Below are 17,467 nucleotides of genomic sequence, written 5' to 3' on the forward strand. Positions count from 1 at the left end.
GGTACCCGGCCCGCGGGGTGGTCGGGCCGGGTACCGGTCTCACTCGCCGTCCGGGCTGTTCCCGTTCTCCGGGCTGTTCCCGTTTTCCGGGAAGTGGCAGGCGACCTGCCGCTCGCCCGGTCCGGAGGTCAGCTGCAGCAGGGGTGCTTCCGTGCGGCAGACCTCCTTGGCCTTGGGGCACCTGGGGTGGAAGGTGCAACCGCTCGGCGGGTTCGCGGGGCTCGGCGGGTCGCCGAGCAGCACGATCCGCTCCCTGGCCCGCTCCGCCGCCGGATCCGGCAGCGGCACCGCGGAGAGCAGGGCCTTGGTGTAGGGGTGCGCCGGGTTGGCGTACACCTGCTCCTTCTCACCGATCTCGACGATCCGGCCGAGGTACATCACGGCGACCCGGTGGCTGATGTGCTTGACCACCGCCAGGTCGTGCGCGATGAAGACGTAGGCGACGTCCAGCTCGCGCTGCAGCCGCTCCAGCAGGCCGACGATCTGCGCCTGGATGGAGACGTCCAGGGCGGAGACCGGCTCGTCCGCGACCACCAGCGAGGGGCGGGTGGCCAGCGCCCGGGCGATGCCGATGCGCTGGGCCTGGCCGCCGGAGAACTGGTGCGGGTAGCGGTCCAGGTGCTCCGGCGCCAGGCCGACCAGCTGGATCAGCTCGCGCACCTCCTTGACCTGGTCGGCCTTGGAGACGCCCTGGGCGCGCAGCGGGGCGGAGATGATCTGCTGCACGCTCTGCCGCGGGTTCAGCGAGGCGAACGGGTCCTGGAAGATGATCTGCAGCTTGGCCCGCAGCGGACGCATCTCCCGCTGGCTCAGCTTGCTGATGTCCTGGCCCTGGAACCGCACCTGACCCGCCGTCGGGTCGAGCAGCCGGACCAGCATCCGCCCGGTGGTGGACTTGCCGCAGCCGGACTCGCCGACCAGGCCGAGGGTCTCGCCGGGCCGGACCTCGAAGCTGAGGCCGTCCACGGCCTTGATCCCGGCCCCGCGGCGGCGCGAGGGGTAGGTCATGCCGAGGTCGGTGACCTGCATCAGGGGGGTGGTCATTCGGTCACCTCGGGGTGGCTGCAGGCGCTGCGGTGGCCCTGGACCACCTCGAGCAGCGGCGGGCGGGCCGCGGTGCAGCCGTCGTGCGGGGAAGCCGCGTAGACCGCGCAGCGCGGGTGGAAGGCGCAGCCGGCCGGCGGGTTGAGCAGCGAGGGCGGGCTGCCGGGGATGGCCCGCAGCTCCTCCCCGTCGCTGTCCAGCCGGGGCAGCGAGTCCAGCAGGCCGCGGGTGTACGGATGCCGGGGCAGGGCGAACATGGTGTCCGCGTCCGCCTGCTCGATGGCCGAGCCGCCGTACATGACCAGCACCTGGTCGGCGACCCGGGCGATCACCCCCAGGTCGTGGGTGATCATGATGACGCCGAGGCCGCGCTCGTCCTTGAGCTTGACCAGCAGGTCGAGCACCTGGGCCTGGACGGTGACGTCCAGGGCGGTGGTCGGCTCGTCGGCGATGATCAGGTCGGGTTCGCAGGCCAGGGCCAGCGCGATCATCGCGCGCTGGCGCATGCCGCCGGAGAACTGGTGCGGATACTCTCCCGCCCGGCGGGCCGGCTCCGGGATGCCGACGTCGCCCAGCACCTCCACGGCGCGGGCCCAGGACACCTTCTTGCTGGACCCGAAGTGCTCCCGGTGCGCCTCGGAGATCTGGTCGCCGATGGTGAAGTACGGGTGCAGCGAGGTCAGTGCGTCCTGGAAGATCATCGCCATCCGGCGGCCGCGCAGCTTGCGCACGGCCTCCGGGTCGGCGCCGATCAGCTCGGTGCCCTCGAACTTCACCGAACCGGTCACCTTGGCGCCGCGGTGCAGGCCCATGACGGCCAGCGAGGTGACGGACTTTCCGGAGCCGGACTCGCCGACCAGGCCGAGCACCTGGCCGCTGTCCACCGAGAAGTCGACTCCCTTGACGGCCTTGACGATGCCGTCGGGGGTGTTGAACTCAACCGCGAGGTCGCGGACTTCGAGCAGCGTCACGACAGCCTCGCTCGGGGGTCGATCCAGGCGTAGAGCACGTCCACGACCAGGTTGGAGCTGACGATGAAGAAGGCGGCGAGCAGCGTGATGCCCATGACCACGGGCTGGTCGGAGGCGTTCAGCGAGTGGGCGAACAGCTTGCCCACGCCGGGCAGGCCGTACAACTGCTCGGTGATCACCGCGCCGGCCAGCAGGCCGCCGAGGTCCATGCCGAGCATGGTGACCACCGGGGTCAGCGCCGGGCGCAGCCCGTGCTTGCCGACCACCCGGCCCTCGCGCAGGCCCTTGGCCCGGGCGGTGCGGACGAACGGCTCGCCGAGCGTCTCGATCACCGAGCTGCGGGTCATCCGGGCGTACATCGCCGCGGTGGCCAGGGCCAGGGTGAGGCAGGGCAGGATCATGTTCTGCGCCCAGCCGACCGGGTCGGCGGTGAAGTCGACGTACCGCGGCAGCGGGAGCCAGCCCCACTGCATGCAGACGAAGTACATGAGCAGCATCGCGGTGAAGTACACCGGCATCGCGGCGGCGCCGATGGTGCCGACCATCAGCGACCGGTCGATCCAGGAGTTCTTCTTCAGCGCGGAGACGACGCCGGCCAGCAGGCCCATGATCAGCCAGAGCACGGCCGAGCCGATCGCCAGCGAGATGCTGGTGGGCATCGAGCTGGTGATGATGCTCCAGACGGGCAGGCCGGTCTGGAAGGAGTAGCCGAAGCACGGGAAGTCGCACTGCACGGCTTGCGTGCCGGTGCCCATGGTGCGGCCGGTGAAGATCGACGACACGTAGCGGGCGAACTGCTCGTACACCGGTTGGTTGAGGCCGAGCTGCTGGCGCACCTCGTTCACGTGCTCCGGGGTGCAGGACTTGCCGCACATGGCCTGGGCCGGGTCGGCAGGCAGCAGGTAGAAGATCGTGAAGGTCACCGCGCAGATGATCAGCAGGGTGAGCGCGATTCCCAGGAGTCGGCGGATCAGATAGGCGATCATCCGTTGCCGCCCTTCGGGTCCAGGACGTCGCGCAGCGCGTCGCCGAGCAGGGTGAAGCCGAGCACCACCAGGAAGAGGCAGGCGCTGGGCAGGACGAAGAACATCGGGTCGTGCTTGTAGTACAGCTCCGAGTCGCTGATCATCTGGCCCCAGGAGGCCGTCGGCGGACGGACACCGACACCGAGGAAGGTGAGGCCGGCCTCGGACCCGATCAGGGTCGGGATCGCCAGCGTCACGTAGACGATGATCGTGCTGCTCAGGTTGGGCAGGATCTCGGTGAGCACGATCCGGGCGCTGCCGGTGCCGCTGGCCCGGGCCGCCTCCACGTACTCGCGGTGCTTGAGCGAGATCGTCTGGCCGCGCACCACGCGGGCGATGTAGGGCCAGGTGAAGAGGCTCATCACGATGATCAGCAGCAGCACCCGGTTGATGTTGTTGGCTACCGAGAGCAGCGCGATCATGAAGATCAGGCTCGGGAAGGACATCATGATGTCCATGAACCGGCTGATCACCATGTCGATGCGGCCGCCGAAGTAGCCCGCGATCACTCCGGCCGTGACGCCGACCGCGGTGATCAGCAGTGCCGAGGCGAAGGCCACCAGCAGCGAGATCTGCGCGCCGAACAGCAGGCGGGAGAAGACGTCGTGGCCGATCACCGGCTCGACGCCGAGCCAGTGGCTGGAGCTGACGCCGCCGGCGCTGCCGTAGGGCAGGCCGCCGAGGTTGGGATCGATCGACCACTTGTCGGTGTCGGTCGGGCCCCAGCCCTCGATGTTGGAGAGCGGTGATGCCAGCAGTGCCAGCAGGATGAAGAAGAAGATGAGGCCGAGGCCGATCATGGCGGCCGGACGGCGGCGCAGGCGGCGCCAGGCCGAGCGCCAGGGCGAGGCGGGAGCCTGCACCTGGCGCTCGGCCGGCTCCTGCACGGCAGGAACGGTGGTGGTCACCTTGGGTACAGCCTTCTTACTTCGCGGACTTCAGGCCAATGGTGGCGTAGTCGATCTGCGCCGACCAGATCGGGGAGCCGAAGGCGCCCGCGACGTTGGAGCCGACCAGCAGCGGCTTGTTCTGCCAGGTCAGCAGCGGGGCCGGCATCTCGTCCATGATCTTGGAGTCGAGGGCGGTCCAGGCCTTGTTGGCCTCGTCGATGTTGGTCAGGTTCTCGATCCGGTCGATCTCGGCGTTAACGGCCGGGTCGTTGAACCGGGTCTTGTCGCCGAAGTTGCCGGTGTCGGTGATCAGGCGACCGTCGAAGATCATCGGCAGGAAGGTGGAACCGGACGGGTAGTCGGGGCACCAGCCGGTGATGGTCATGCCGGTCTGCTTGTCCTTGTTGCCGGTGGTCGAGTTGACCTGCGCGGCGTCGATCGCGTTGATGGTGACGTTGATGTTGACCCGCTTCAGCGCCGCCTGGATCGCCTCGGCCTGGGTCTTCTGGGCCATCGAGACGGTGATGGTGGTGGAGAAGCCGCCGGACAGGTTGGCCTTGGCCAGGTAGTCCTTGGCCTTGTCGGTGTCGCCGCCGCCCGGGATCTTGAAGTGGTCCACCGCGGTGCCGCCGGTCAGCGCCGGGGGCAGGTAGGTGGTCGCGACGCCGCTGAGCTGCGGGCCGCCGACCGCGGTGACGAAGGCGTCGCGGTCCAGCGCGTACTCCACCGCCATGCGGGCGTTCAGGTCGTTGAACGGCGCCTTGCTGTTGTCCAGCGCCAGCATCGTGGTGCAGTTCTCGTTCTCGCTGACCAGGCGCGACTTGACGGCCGGGTTGGTGACCACGTCGGCGACCTTGGAAGCCGACATGTCGGCGTACATGATCGCGCTCTGGTCGTCGCCCTGGTCGGAGATCATGCGGTCGGCGATGCCCTCGGGGCTGCCGGTCTGGTCCATCACGATCTTGTCCGGGTACGCCTTGCGGACCGAGTCGCCGGCCGCGTCCCAGTTGGTGTTGCGGACCAGGGTGAGCTGCTTGCCCCGGTCGTAGGTGTCGATCTTGTACGGGCCGGAGGCGACCGGGTGGTTGCTGTAGGTGGTGCCGGTGTCCTTGGCCTTCGGGACCGGGACGAAGGTGGGCAGGGTGACGGTCTGGCCGAACTCGGCGACCGGACGGTTCAGGTGGAAGACGATGGTGCCGGCGTCCGGCGTCTCGATCGAGTCGTTGCCCAGCTCGCCGCTCTTGGTCGGGCCCTTGTAGTCGGCCGGGGCCACCAGGTAGCGCTTGGCGTAGTCCGGGCCGCCGGAGAGGTCGGGGTCGAAGGACCGCTCGACGTTGTACTTGATGTCCTGGGTCACGATCGGCGAGCCGTCCTCGTACTTGAGGCCGGGCTTCAGCTTGAAGGTCCAGGTCTTGTCGTCCGCGCTGGGCTCACCGGTGTCGGTGGCGAGGTCGCCGACGACCTTCAGGCCGTCCGGGCCGGGCGAGGCCTCGAAGGTGGTCAGCGAGCGGTAGAGCAGCCGCAGGCCGAAGTCCATCTCGGGCTCGGTCCAGTTGCGGGCCGGGTCGAGGAAGGCGAGGTCCTGGTTGGACAGGATGTGCAGCGTGCCGCCCTTGACCGGGGTACCGCCGATGATGTCCGTCTGCGAGGTCAGGCCGTTGGCGCTCTGGGTCGGGCCCGGGCCGTTGCCATCGTTGTGGCTGGTCTTGGAACACGCCCCGAGACCGAGGGTGAGTGTCGTCGCGATCGCCGCCGCAAGGGCGACGTGGGTACGCCTGGTCATGTGCATCTCCGCGATGGGGGGCCCGAGTTGAGCCGCGAGCTCGGGCGGGGACCGATGGGCAACCGCCGTCGAGGTGTGACCCGTAACATAGTAATGTGAAATTGCACAGGCAAGAGGTGACCGCTTCCGTTATCCAGCTGTGTCCGTACGGTGCCTGCGGCACTTGCCAGTACGGTGACAAAACGGCTGGTCAGCGACTAGTTGATAGACAAACAGCGCACAACGGGGAGACGCCTCCGTGATCTCCCGTCAGGGCGCTACCGTGGACCGGGTACTGCTGTGACCCGACCCGAAAGGCCGCTCGACATGAGCCTCCACGACATCCCGCTGCGCACCCTGGGCGGCGAGCCCACCTCGCTGGCCGAGTACAAGGGCAAGGCCGTCCTGATCGTCAACGTCGCCTCCAAGTGCGGCCTCACCCCGCAGTACGCGGGCCTGGAGCGGCTGCAGGAGCGGTACGCCGCCCGCGGGTTCACGGTGCTGGGCGTGCCGTGCAACCAGTTCGCCGGCCAGGAGCCCGGCAGTGCCGAGGAGATCCAGACCTTCTGCTCCACCAGCTACGGCGTCACCTTCCCGCTGCTGGAGAAGACGGACGTCAACGGCGAGCAGCGGCACCCGCTCTTCGTCGAGCTGACCGCCTTCGCCGACGCCGAGGGCGCCGCCGGCGACGTGCAGTGGAACTTCGAGAAGTTCCTGGTCTCCGCCGACGGCGAGGTGGTCGGCCGGTTCCGCCCGCGCACCGAGCCCGAGGACGCGGTGGTCACCGCCGCCATCGAGGCCCGGCTGCCGGCCTGAGTCCGTGCTCTGACGGCACCACGGACAACGCCCCGGAACGCCGCCACCCCCGCGGCGCGGGCCGCGGGGGTGGTGCTCCGGCGCGGCGGCGGCTGACTCAGGATCAGCCGCCGGCGCGTCAGTTCACGGGGTGTCAGGTGACGGGTGTCGGCCGGCCCGCTGCAGGGTCGGGCCGACCGACGTCCAGGGGTACCGGAGCGCGGCCGCGGACGGACGGCGCGCACCGGTCTCAGAGCGCCTCGGCTCCGGGGACCACCCGGCTGAGCCGGGCCAGCCTGGCCAGGCCGGGGGTGCGCCCCGCGGCCCGGCGGCGGGCCGGCTGGACCAGGGCCGCCGGACAGGGCTGGACCGCGAAGCGCGGGTGCGGGATCAGCCGGGCGGTGAGCCCGGCGACGAGTTCGTCGCCGAACTCGAGGGCCACGAAGTGCTCGCGGGCGTAGCGGCGGAACCGCTCGCGCCGTCCGCGCGCATCGGGCAGTCCCAGGGCGCCGGCCTCGACCAGCTCGGCGACACCGGGCAGTACGCGAGTTCCCATCGGCTCGACCTCCCGCAGGTGGAACGACTGCTTGCCGCACCAGGAGACTCGACACCGCGCTAGGTGAACAATGGGTGGCGCTACCCATAGGCCCTCTTCGAACCCTAGGTAACGCGCCGGTCAGCGGATTTCCGCCCCGCAGGGCGGCTGTGCCGACCCGCCGCCCCGCAGGGGCTGACCCGCCGTCACCCCGTGCCGCCCGGGTCCTGCGCCGCCAGCGCGTCGCGCAGCTCCCGCCGGGCCACCCCGAGCTTGCGCAGCACGTTGGCCACATGGTGCTCCACGGTGCGGGGCGAGAGGAAGAGCGCCTGGGCGATCTCCTGGTTTCCCACGCCCTGGGCGAGCAGCTCGGCCACCTGGCGCTCGCGCGGCGACAGGCCCTGGCCGTAGCCGCGCCGGCCCGGGGAGGCCGGCCGGCCCAGGCCCAGATCCCGCCGCAGCGCCTGGCAGCGGGCCGCGTCCGAGGTCGCGCCCAGCCGCTCGAACACCTCCTCGGCGGCGCCCAGCGCCTCCTCGGCGCCGTTCGGGTCGGGCTCGGCCAGCGCCCGGGCCAGCCGCTCGGCGACCCGGGCCGCCTCGTAGGGCCGCCCGATCCGCTGCCAGGCGGCCCGGGAGCGCTCGTGGGCGGCCGCGGCCGCCTTCGCGTCGACGGCCTCCAGCAGCAGTCCACGGGCGTGCTCCAGCGCGGCCACCACGGCCGGCGCGTCCAGCTCCAGCAAGGCCTCGGCGGCCTCCCGGACCAGTGCCTCGGCCGCCGCCCGGTCGTCCAGCGCCAGCGAGCACTCCACCGCCACCGGCAGCAGCTCGGCCGACCGGGCCCAGGCCCCGGACTCGCGCAGCGCGGCCAGCGCCGGCCGCAGGGTGGCCGCGGCCGCCTCCAGCTCGCCGGCCGCCAGCCGCAGCGACGCCAGGCCCGCCGCGCCGCGCAGCACCAGGGTCACCTGGGACTCCCGCTCGCCGGCCGCCAGCGCCTCCGCGTACTCCCGCTGGGCCAGCGCCAGCCGGCCGCGGGCCGCCGCGATCCGGCCCAGCAGCATGGACCGCTCGGTGCGCATCATCGCCAGCTCCTGGTACTCCGCGCCGAGCGCGGCGAACCGCTCCTCCATGCCGTCCCACTGGCCGGCCAGGCCGTCCAGCCGCAGCAGCGCGATCCGGCTGTAGCACTCCAGGTACGGGATCGCCGCCCGGCCGGCCAGCCGGGCGCTGTCCCGCAGCAGCCGGCGGCCGCGCCCGTCGTGGCCGAGGTCCACCGCGACGTCGCCCACGTTGTAGAGGGCCCGGGTGGTCTGCCGCACCACCTCGGCGTTCTCCGCGGTCTGCGGCAGCAGCTCCAGCTCGGGCCAGCACGCCGGGTTGCCCTCCCGGGCCAGGAAGGTCAGCCGGGTGGCCCGGACGGCGGCCTCGACCGCCTCGTCCGGCTGCGCGGCGAGCGCCTGCCCGGCCCGCTCCAGCCAGCCCCAGGAGCGCTGCCCGGCGCTCTCCCGCTCGTTCATCGCCAGCGCCACCATCGCCCGGGCCGCCCGGGCCGGACGCTCCGTCAGCTCGCCGACGGCCTGCTCGATCTGGTCGAAGCCGGCCCGGTCGCCGCCCTGGACCGCCATCAGCAGGCCCAGGGTGAGCCGGATCTCGCCGCGGTCGGCGACCGAGAGCTGCGGGTCGGCGATGATGCCGTTCAGCAGCTGGGCGCTGGCCACCGCGTCCACGCCGTCCGCCGCGATCCGGGAGAGCGCCAGCGCTGCTCGGCCGCGTCGCACCGCGTCCAGGCCCGGCTCGGCGAGCAGGCTGCGCAGCAGCGCGCCGGCGCTGCCGCTGTCGCCCAGCGCCACCGCCTGGGCGGCCGCCTCCTCGGCGACCTGCTGCCAGGCCGGCCGGTCGCCCAGCGCCAGGGTGTGGTGCGCGATCTGCACCAGCGGGCGGGGCTCGCGGACGGTCAGCGCCTCCACCGCCCGGCGGTGCAGGGCGGCCCGGCGCGGGCCCGGGATCCGGCGGTAGGCGACCTGCTGGGCCAGCACGTGGCGGAAGGCGTAGGTCGCGTTCGACGGCTCGTGCAGAGCGGCCACCCGCAGCGCCTCGGTCAGGCCGGCCGCGGCCTCCTCGGCGGTCAGGCCGGCCACCGCGGCCAGCATCTCCTCGTCGGCCGGCACGCCGAGCACCGCGGCAGCGGCCACCACCTGGTCGGCCACCGGGGTGAGGCCGGCCAGCCGCTCGGTGACGGCGTCGCGCAGGCCGCGCGGCACCTCGGACTGCTCCAGGTCGGCGGCCAGCTCGGCGCCGTCGGCCAGGGCCGCCGGGTCGCCCCGCTCCACCAGCGTGATCAGGTCCTCCTCGGCGACCAGGGGCAGGCCCTGGCTGCGCCGGTACAGCACCCGGCCGAGCGCGGGCGTGGCCAGCGCACCGAGCGCCGCCCGGGCCAGCTCGTGCACCTCCGGCTCGCCCAGCGGCTCCAGCCGGATCAGCGCGCCGCCCACGCCGGGCGGGCGGCGGTAGGCCGCGCCGAGCACCGGGGTGTCCGGCGGCAGGTCCTCGGCCCGGTAGGTGAGCACCAGGGCCAGGCCCGGCGGCAGGTCGCGGGCCAGCAGCAGGAGCAGCTCCCGGGTGGCATCGTCCACCCAGTGCAGGTCCTCGATCACCAGCACCACCTGGCCGAGCGCGCCGAGCAGCGCCCGCACCGCCTGGACCAGCCGGTGCCGGCCGGCGGTCGGGTCGTCCGGGCTGGGCGGCGCGGGCGGCAGCCGGTCGGCCAGGTCGGGCAGCAGCGGGGCCAGCGCGCCCGCGCTCGGCGGGATCCGCTCCACCGGCGGCAGCAGCGGGCCGACCCCGCGCAGCGCGTCCACCACCGGGCCGAACGGCAGCGGCTCGCGCAGCGGGTGGCAGAAGCCGGTCAGCACGTGGCCCTCGGCGCCGGCCGCCAGCGCCTCGGCGACCAGGCGGGACTTGCCGATCCCCGCCTCCCCCTCGACCAGCACCACGGCCGGCGGGCGGCGCACCGCCGCGACCAGCCGGTCCAGCTCGCGCTGCCGTCCGACGAAACCGAACCCCGCCCCGCTCACCGGCATCCGACCCGTCCACCAGCGCCGGTCCGGGCGGTCCCCAGGGCGATCGTCGCGGTCTCCGTGGGGGCTGTCAGCTGAGGGTGCGGTGCGGCCATATGCCCATCATGACGGCGATCGGCGCCGCTCCCCCCTCCGGGTGCCCAATCGTTGCGTTGTTTCGCCCTGTGGCCGTTTGTTGAATTCTGGTCAAACCTGAGCCCAGAGCGCGGTGGTCAACTCCGCGGCCGGACCGGGGCGGGCGGAGCGGAAGGCGGTGCCCGCCCAGAGGTGCATGGACTGGCTCTCGCCGGCCCTGGCCGCGGCGGCGCGCAGCGGGGCGGTCAGCTGGTGCACCTCGGGGTAGGCGGCAGGGGCCTGGCCCGCGTGGCGGTCCATGAAGGTGTTGCGCAGGCCGCGGGCCGGGCGGCCGGTGAAGGCCCGGGTGACGGCGGTCTCGGTGAACTCGCCGGAGGCCAGCGCGGCCCGGTGGCCCGGGGAGGTGCCGGCCTCGTCGGTGCGCAGGTAGGCGGTGCCCAGTTGCACGGCCGTGGCGCCGCCGGCCAGGGCGGCCCGGATCGCGGCGCCGTCGCCGATCCCGCCGGCCGCGACCAGCGGCAGGCCGGGGACCGCCGAACGCACCGCCGCCAGCAGCTCCGGCAGCGGCTCGGTGCCCGGCTCGGCGGCGGCGTCGTGGGTGCCGCGGTGGCCGCCGGCCTCCGGGCCCTGCACGCAGAGCGCGTCCATGCCCAGCTCGGCGGCGGCCGCCGCCTCGGCCGCACTGGTCACGGTGGCGACCTGGGCGGTGCCCGCGGCGCGCAGCGCGGCGGCCTCGGCCGGGCTGGGCAGGCCGAAGGTGTAGGAGACCAGCGGGACCGGGTCGGCGACCAGCGCGGCGATCTTGGCCGGCCAGTCGTCATCGTCGGCGGGGAAGGCCGTGGGCAGTTCGGCGCCGAGCCGGTCCGCCTCCGGGCGCAGCAGCTCGCGGTAGGCGGGCACGGCGGCGACGGCGGCCGGGTCGCTGGGCGCGGCGGCGAAGAGGTTGACGCCGAACGGGTGGTCGGTGAGCTGCCTGGTCCGAGCGATCTGCTCGGCGGTGGCGGCGGCGGTGCGGTAGCCGGCGGCCACGAAGCCGAGTCCGCCGGCCGCGTTCACGGCCGCGACCAGTTCCGGCGTGGAGGCGCCGCCCGCCATGGGGGCGGCGATGATGGGGAGCGCGAGGTCCTGGAGTGAGAACACGGCGCCACTCTACGGACCGTCAGCTCGGCGGGCGGGCAGGGGCGGCGGGTGCGGCTCGGGCGCGGGGGCGCGGGCTCGGGTGGGGTTGCCGGCGCGGGTGGGCTCGGCAGTGCAGGCGGGCTCGGCAGTGCGGGTGGGCTCGGCGGCTCAGAGGATGCGGGCGCCGGTCCGGACCAGGGCCAGGCGCTCGGGCGGGCAGCCGTCGCCTGCGGCCAGGCGCACGGCGGCGTCGGCGACCGCCTCCGGGGTCAGCCGCGACTCCTGCCGGGTGCACTCGCGGACCACCGCGACCGAGCCCTCGACCAGGCCGAGCACCAGCTCGGCACGCAGGTGCAGCTCGGCCTCGGAGAGCGGGTCGGACGGCTCCAGCGTGGCGATCAGCTCGCGGTAGGCGGCGGCCTTCTGGCAGCGGGTCTCACGGAAGCCGGCGAAGCGCTCGCCGCGCACCTCCGGCAGCTGGTGCAGCGCGAGCAGGTTGGAGAGGCCGGAGAGCAGCAGGTCGGTGTCGAACCGGACCAGCGCCCAGAGCCGCGCGCCCGGCACCGGCTCGCTCCCGGCCAGCAGGCGCTGCGCGTAGGCGAGCGACGGGGCGACGGTGCACTCCAGCAGGGTCGCGAGGATGTCGTCCTTGCTCGCGAAGTGGTGGTAGAGCGTGGACTGGCGGATGCCCGCGCGCTCGGCCACGGCCCGGGTCGTGGTGGCGGGGTAGCCGTCGCGGGTGAACAGCTCGGCGGCCGCGGCCAGCACCTCGGCGCGGGCGCTGCGGGGCGCGGGCGGCGGCGAGAGGTCGTGCGGGGGCACGGGGTGGGTGGGCATTGGGTGATCCTCCCACACCGGTGCCCGGCACCGGGCGGAGTAACTTCGCAGAGCGATCCGCCCTGGCCCTGCGTAGTTTCACATCGGGACGACGACGTCCCTCCCCCACCTCGCCACGGAGTACCACCCATGCGGATCCCCACGCTGCTCGCGGCAGCCGTTCTGCTGCCGCTGCCGTTCGCCCAGGTCGCGCAGGCGGCCGACACCCGACGTCCGATGCCGACCGCGCAGTCGCCCTTGCAGTCGCCCGTGCAGTCGACGCCGGAGTCGACGGTGTCGACTTCCGGTGCCGGTCCGACGTCCGGAGGGCCGGCCGACCCGGCCGGCTCCTCTTCCGCGGCCCCTGCCTCCGCTGCTGCACCCGCTTCCGCCGCTGCTCCCGCCGGACGGAGTCCGGCACTGCCGCCCACGGTCGGGGTCGCGCCGCACATGCTGGTCGGCCCGGCCGTGCGGTCGGCCGCGCGGCCGGCGGGGGCGGGCCGGCGGGCCGCCTACGGCAAGGACCTCAGCGTCTCGGTCAGCCCGCCCTCGTTCCCGACCGCCCCCGGGGCCGTCGGCACGGTGCTGGTGACGGTCTGCAACAACGGCACCGAGACGCCGGCCTCCGCGACCCTGGTGGTCAACGGCCCGGCCACCCCCGGCCTGGTGCTCAGGACCAACCACGGCGGCTCGGACGGCGGCTGGAACTGGATCCGCTTCCAGGTCGCCCAGAACCTCGCCCCCGCGCAGTGCGAGACCGAGCAGATCTTCGCCAGCTCGCTCTCCACCACGCCCGGCCCGAAGAGCTACCCCGGCGGCACGGCCGTGGTCACCTGGGACCCGGCACAGAACCCGGACGACAACTCGGCCACCTGGGCCTTCGACACCTCGGCGCCGGTCACCAACGGCGTGCTGGAGCTGTGGCGGCCGCCCAAGCCGGCCGCGCCCGGCAACCCGGCCGACTTCGAGGTGCTGGAGCGCAACCTCGGCCCGTCCTCCTCCTCGTTCACCGGCCGGGTGGTGGCCACCCTGCCGGCGGGGTCGAAGTGGCTGAGCACCGCGCCGGACTACCGGCCCTGCACCATCTCGCCGGACGGCACCACCGCGACCTGCGACGATTCGGTCAACAACACCTGGGCCAGCTTCAACCGCGGCTTCGCGCTCCAGGTGGACCCGGCCGCCGTGCCCGGCACCAGCATTCCGGTGACGGTCACTCAGGAGGCGCCGCAGAACCCGGACCCGCAGCGCTTCACGCTGACGGTGCTGATCCCCGTCTGCTGAACCTCACCCGCTGACCCCGGCCCGCTGATCCTGCATCGCTGATCCTGCACCGCCGGTCGTTCCTGCCCGCACCAGAATCTCCTGGTGCGGGCAGTTTCGTCAGGACAAGTTGTCGCCTGCTGATGACAGCTCAGTAAAACCTATTGTCTTGTCATGTCCGAGGTATGGACGTCCCCCAGGGCGGACTGGTTGGGTAGCCGCTGCACCCCGCGCCTCCCCGGCGCGCTACCCCCGCACTCCCCGATCCCTCACTCCGGGAGGACTCCCCCATGCCTTTCCCCACCCTCGTCTCCTCGCGGCGCGCGCTGGCCGTGCTCGGCGCGGCCGCCCTGGCCACGGCCGGCTTCGCCGGCGCCGGTGCCGCTCCGGCTTCGGCCACCACCACCCACTTCGGCATGAAGCCGCTGCACGGCGGCGTGCACGGCGCCCAGAGCCAGAGTGCCTCGGCCCGGAGCACCAGCACGCTGAGCGTCGGCTCCAGCGCGAGCCAGGGCGTGGTCTCGCCGACCCCGAAGGTCTACCTGGTCTTCTGGGGTTCGCAGTGGAGCAGCGACCCCGCGGGTGTGGCGCCCGACCTGCAGAACATGTTCAAGGGCCTCTACGGCACCCAGGACACCTGGGGCACCATCCTGAGCCAGTACTGCGAGGGCGTCGCCAAGGGCACCGTGACCTGCGGGAGCAACGGCACCCACGTCCAGCACCCGACCAGCTCGCCGCTGGCCGGCACCTGGTTCGACAACACGGCCGCCGCCCCGGGCAGCGCCACCGCCGCGCAGCTCGCCGCCGAGGCCGCCAAGGCGGCCTCGCACTTCGGCAACACCACCCAGGCGCCGAACCTCAACGCGCAGTACGTCATCGTCTCCGCCACCGGCACCCACCCGGACGGCTTCCCGAACAGCGGCTTCTGCGCCTGGCACGACAAGACCAGCTCCTCCTACGGCACGCTGGCCTACACCAACCTGCCGTACGTCCCGGACACCGGCGTCGACGGCTGCACCACCCTGACCGACGGCCGGGCGCTCTCCGGGATCGAGTCCACCGAGACCCACGAGTACGCGGAGACGGTGACCGACTTCTGGCCCAGCATCGGCTGGAACGGCGGCAACGGCGAGATCGGCGACGCCTGCGAGAACATGGACGCCTTCGTCCCGCTCTCCACCGGCAGCTTCGACCTCCAGGGCCTCTGGTCGAACTCCGCCAACAAGTGCGTCACCAAGGGCTGACCCGCCCCCGCCCCTGAATGCTCCGGGGCCGCTCCCGCGCACGACTGCCCACGGGAGCGGCTTCGGCCAGGCGGTCGCCTTCGTGGCGGGCGGCGCCGCCTCTGAGTCCCCCCGATCCTCCGTACCGCTCACTCCCCTCACTCCCCGGCGGGCCGCACCTCCTTGCGCAGCGACATCGAGGAGACCTCATACCCTGCGCGGCGGTAGAGGGCGATGGCCGCCTCGTTGTCACCCGCGACATTGAGCCCCAGCGCCGACCAGCCGGCCTCCGCGACCAGTACCTCGGCGGCGCGGAGCATCGCGCTCCCGTAGCCGCGGCGGCGGTGGGGCGGCAGGACCCGGATGTCGTAGAGCCAGGCCGCGTCGGCGGTGCCCACGGCCTGCCGCGGATCGGGGCCGATCCACGCGAAGCCCACGACCTCGCCGCTCTCCGCGTCCTCGGCCGCCACCAGGTGGTGGCGGGCCGTCCCGAGCCCGTCCGGCAGGAACTGCGCGGTGCCCTTGCGGGTCCGCTCCCACGCCTGTGCCTCCGACATCACCTGGCCGAGCACCCGCGCCGTCTCGGCCTCCCGCTGCTCCGTCGCCACCGCGTACTCGGCCGACGTCATCTGCCGCAAGGTCACGTTCCGCGTCGTCATGACGCAATTCCACCACGCCCGTTGCCCACTGCCCCAGGACCCACTGCCCCCGCTCAACCGCCGCACACGGCCGGCCCGCAGCACCTCATACGCCCGGGCGCCCTCATGCCGGGCGGATCAACCCGTTCGCCAGGCCCGCCGCGATGGCGGCCGTGCGGCTGTCGACTTTCAGCTTCTCGTAGATGTGCACCAGGTGGGTCTTCACCGTCGCCTCGCTGATGAACAGCCGCTTGGAGATCTGACGGTTCGGCAGTCCCTCCGCCAGCAGTTGCAGGATCTCCGCCTCGCGGGGCGACAGCGACGGGCGGCCGGCCCGGACCCGGCCGAGCAGCCGGGCCGCGACCGGCGGGGCGAGCACCGTCTCGCCGCGGGCCGCCGACTGGACGGCGGCGACCAGCAGCTCCGGCGGGGCGTCCTTGAGCAGGTAGCCCGTGGCGCCCGCCTCGACGGCGGTGAGGATGTCGGCGTCGGTGCTGTAGGTGGTGAGGATCAGCACCGCGGGCGGATCGGGCAGCGCGGTGATCCGCCGGGTGGCCTCGACGCCGTGCATGCCTCCGGTCATCTGGAGGTCCATCAGCACCACATCGGGCCGGGCTTCACCGCGCTGCTCCAGCTCGGCGAGCAGGCGCAGCGCCTCGGCGCCGTCGCCCGCCTCACCGACGGCGGTCAGCTCGGGCATGTCGTCGACCAGGGCCCGCAGGCCGCGGCGGACCACCGGGTGGTCGTCCACCAGCAGGACACGGATCACGGGCGACTCCCTTCAGGGGTCGGTGGGACAGAAGTGGGGTCGGGGGCGGGGTCGGGAGCGGGGGCGGCGGCGGCGCCGGGTCTGTGCCGACCGTCCGCCGGGTCGAGATCGGGCCCGGCCCAGGAGTAGCCTCCGTCCGCCCGCTCCAGGTCGAGCGCGCGCAGCGGCAGCGAGGCCGCGACGGCGGTGCCCTCGCCCGGGGCGGACTCGACGGTGAGCGTGCCGCCGAGCGCGGCGATCCGCTCCCGCATGCCGTGCAGGCCGAACCCGCCGTCCTCGCCGGGGCGCTGGCTACCGGGGGTGAAGCCGACGCCGTTGTCGAAGACATCGAGGGTGACCTCGTCGTCCAGGTAGCCCAGGGTGACCGCGATCCGGTCGGCCGAGGCGTGCTGGACGGCGTTGGACAGCGCCTCCTGGGTCAGCCGGAGCAGCGCGACCTCGGCCTCCACCGGGAGCGGGTAGGGCTCGCCCTCCAGGTGGAAGTCGGCGCCGCGCCGGGCCGACTGGCGGCGCAGGGCCTCGGTGAGGGTGGCCTCCTCCAACGCCGGCGGGGTCAGCTCGCGGACGAAGCGGCGGGCCTCGGCCAGGTTCTCCGCGGCCGTCGCGGCGGCCTCGCGGATCCGCTCGGCCGCCACCGCCGGGTCGCCCGGGAGCACCGACTCGGCGGAGCGGGTCAGCAGCAGGATGCTGGAGAGGCCCTGGGCCAGGGTGTCGTGGATCTCGGCGGCCAGCCGCTGCCGCTCGGCCAGCCGGCCGGCCTCGCGCTGGCTCTCGGCCAGCTCGGTGCGGGCGGCGTTGAGCGAGGCCACCATCCGCAGCGCGATGTCCACCGCCTGGTGGCGCTCCCGGCTCTCCCGGTAGAGCGCCGCGTAGCCGGCGGCGGTGAGCACCGCGACGGCCAGGCCGGCCAGCGGGCCGAGCACCTTGGGCGTGGTGAGGCCGCCCGCCGTCTCCGCCTGGGCCAGCACCACCACCCCCGTCACCAGCAGCAGCACCGGCACCGCCCAGCGCAGCGGCAGCAGGTGGAGCAGCACGAAGTAGAGCGGAAACGCCAGGTAGCTGAACTCGGCATGACGCAGCGTCAGCAGCGTCCAGAGCACCAGCACCACCGCGAGCCAGGCGCAGGCCCAGCGGCGGTCGGAGCGCAGCCGCTCGTCCACCCCGCCGAGGGCGTAGACGGAGCCGAGCAGCACCACACCGATCAGGCTGTTCTGCCCCAGCTCGCCGGTGGCCAGGCCGCGCACGACGAGCACCGCCAGCAGGGTGAAGAACAGCCCGTGCAGGGCGATGCTCATCATCCGCAGGGCGGGCGTGCTCGCAGAATGACCGGTGGGCACCGGTCCGGCGAGGTCGGGGCGGTCGATACGGCTCACGGGACCGAGAGTACGGCGTGACCTGCGCGGATTCACGCGGCACGGTATCAACCGTTCGATGTATTCGAGGCTCCATCGTGCGGTGGGTCGGGAAGGCG

The 17,467-nt window shown here is 73.3% G+C and carries 15 protein-coding genes; 3 read left to right on the plus strand and 12 right to left on the minus strand.

All coding sequences use genetic code 11. The features are described 5' to 3' along the window. Window positions 1-39 precede the first annotated feature (39 nt). From ACFYNO_RS00305 to ACFYNO_RS00325, 5 genes are read right to left on the minus strand one after another with little or no spacing between them, the layout of a single operon-like run. Window positions 40-1,044 (minus strand): ABC transporter ATP-binding protein, encoded by a 1,005-nt coding sequence (locus ACFYNO_RS00305; RefSeq protein WP_388002684.1) that lies wholly within the window; start codon window positions 1,042-1,044, stop codon window positions 40-42. Further along, the gene (locus ACFYNO_RS00310) at window positions 1,041-2,015 is read right to left on the minus strand and encodes an ABC transporter ATP-binding protein (RefSeq protein ID WP_388002687.1); all 975 of its coding nucleotides are present in this window, start codon (window positions 2,013-2,015) and stop codon (window positions 1,041-1,043) included. The genes ACFYNO_RS00305 and ACFYNO_RS00310 overlap by 4 nt, the downstream gene beginning before the upstream one ends. Further along, the gene (locus ACFYNO_RS00315) at window positions 2,012-3,001 is read right to left on the minus strand and encodes an ABC transporter permease (protein ID WP_388002690.1); all 990 of its coding nucleotides are present in this window, start codon (window positions 2,999-3,001) and stop codon (window positions 2,012-2,014) included. The genes ACFYNO_RS00310 and ACFYNO_RS00315 overlap by 4 nt, the downstream gene beginning before the upstream one ends. Then, complete coding sequence (locus ACFYNO_RS00320) at window positions 2,998-3,948, minus strand: ABC transporter permease (RefSeq protein ID WP_388002693.1); 951 nt, start codon at window positions 3,946-3,948, stop codon at window positions 2,998-3,000. Before ACFYNO_RS00320 ends, ACFYNO_RS00315 begins: the two co-directional genes overlap by 4 nt. Window positions 3,949-3,964: 16 nt before the next feature. After that, a complete protein-coding gene (locus tag ACFYNO_RS00325; RefSeq protein WP_388002696.1) occupies window positions 3,965-5,713 on the minus strand; it encodes an ABC transporter substrate-binding protein in 1,749 nt (582 codons plus the stop codon). 306 nt (window positions 5,714-6,019) lie between these two features. Here ACFYNO_RS00325 and ACFYNO_RS00330 point away from each other — a divergent pair, with 306 nt between their 5' ends. Then, entirely contained in the window at window positions 6,020-6,508 is a 489-nt protein-coding gene (locus tag ACFYNO_RS00330; RefSeq protein WP_388002699.1) for a glutathione peroxidase, read from the plus strand. A 229-nt stretch (window positions 6,509-6,737) separates the two neighbouring features. Here the strand turns inward: ACFYNO_RS00330 and ACFYNO_RS00335 are convergent, their stop codons facing one another. The 4 genes from ACFYNO_RS00335 to ACFYNO_RS00350 all read right to left on the minus strand — a co-directional run bounded on the left by ACFYNO_RS00335 (window position 6,738) and on the right by ACFYNO_RS00350 (window position 12,127). Then, window positions 6,738-7,043, minus strand: coding sequence for a hypothetical protein (locus ACFYNO_RS00335; protein WP_388002702.1), 306 nt, complete (start codon window positions 7,041-7,043; stop codon window positions 6,738-6,740). Between the two features lie 185 nt (window positions 7,044-7,228). Then, window positions 7,229-10,099 carry an ATP-binding protein gene (locus ACFYNO_RS00340; RefSeq protein ID WP_388002705.1) on the minus strand — a complete coding sequence of 957 codons (2,871 nt, stop codon included), beginning with the start codon at window positions 10,097-10,099 and terminating at the stop codon, window positions 7,229-7,231. 183 nt (window positions 10,100-10,282) lie between these two features. Continuing rightward, a complete protein-coding gene (locus ACFYNO_RS00345; protein ID WP_388002708.1) occupies window positions 10,283-11,311 on the minus strand; it encodes a nitronate monooxygenase in 1,029 nt (342 codons plus the stop codon). A gap of 147 nt (window positions 11,312-11,458) precedes the next feature. After that, window positions 11,459-12,127, minus strand: a complete 669-nt coding sequence (locus tag ACFYNO_RS00350; RefSeq protein WP_388002711.1) for a TetR/AcrR family transcriptional regulator — start codon at window positions 12,125-12,127, stop codon at window positions 11,459-11,461. 129 nt (window positions 12,128-12,256) lie between these two features. On the opposite strand from ACFYNO_RS00350, the gene ACFYNO_RS00355 reads away from it, so the two are divergent. Next, complete coding sequence (locus ACFYNO_RS00355; RefSeq protein WP_388002714.1) at window positions 12,257-13,387, plus strand: hypothetical protein; 1,131 nt, start codon at window positions 12,257-12,259, stop codon at window positions 13,385-13,387. 269 nt (window positions 13,388-13,656) lie between these two features. Then, on the plus strand, window positions 13,657-14,610 hold the full coding sequence (locus ACFYNO_RS00360) for a hypothetical protein (RefSeq protein ID WP_388002717.1): 954 nt from the start codon (window positions 13,657-13,659) through the stop codon (window positions 14,608-14,610). Window positions 14,611-14,747: 137 nt separating this feature from the next. On the opposite strand, the gene ACFYNO_RS00365 is transcribed toward ACFYNO_RS00360, so the two are convergent. From ACFYNO_RS00365 to ACFYNO_RS00375, 3 genes are all read right to left on the minus strand, one after another. Further along, on the minus strand, window positions 14,748-15,248 hold the full coding sequence (locus ACFYNO_RS00365) for a GNAT family N-acetyltransferase (protein WP_388002720.1): 501 nt from the start codon (window positions 15,246-15,248) through the stop codon (window positions 14,748-14,750). A 103-nt stretch (window positions 15,249-15,351) separates the two neighbouring features. Next, window positions 15,352-15,996, minus strand: coding sequence for a response regulator (locus ACFYNO_RS00370; protein WP_388002723.1), 645 nt, complete (start codon window positions 15,994-15,996; stop codon window positions 15,352-15,354). Continuing rightward, window positions 15,993-17,369: a sensor histidine kinase gene (locus ACFYNO_RS00375; protein ID WP_388002726.1), complete on the minus strand. Its 1,377-nt coding sequence runs from the start codon at window positions 17,367-17,369 to the stop codon at window positions 15,993-15,995. The genes ACFYNO_RS00370 and ACFYNO_RS00375 overlap by 4 nt, the downstream gene beginning before the upstream one ends. Between the last annotated feature and the right edge of the window lie 98 nt (window positions 17,370-17,467).

This window comes from Kitasatospora sp. NPDC006697 (assembly GCF_042869935.1).
In the GTDB taxonomy this organism is placed as follows: Bacteria; Actinomycetota; Actinomycetes; order Streptomycetales; family Streptomycetaceae; genus Kitasatospora.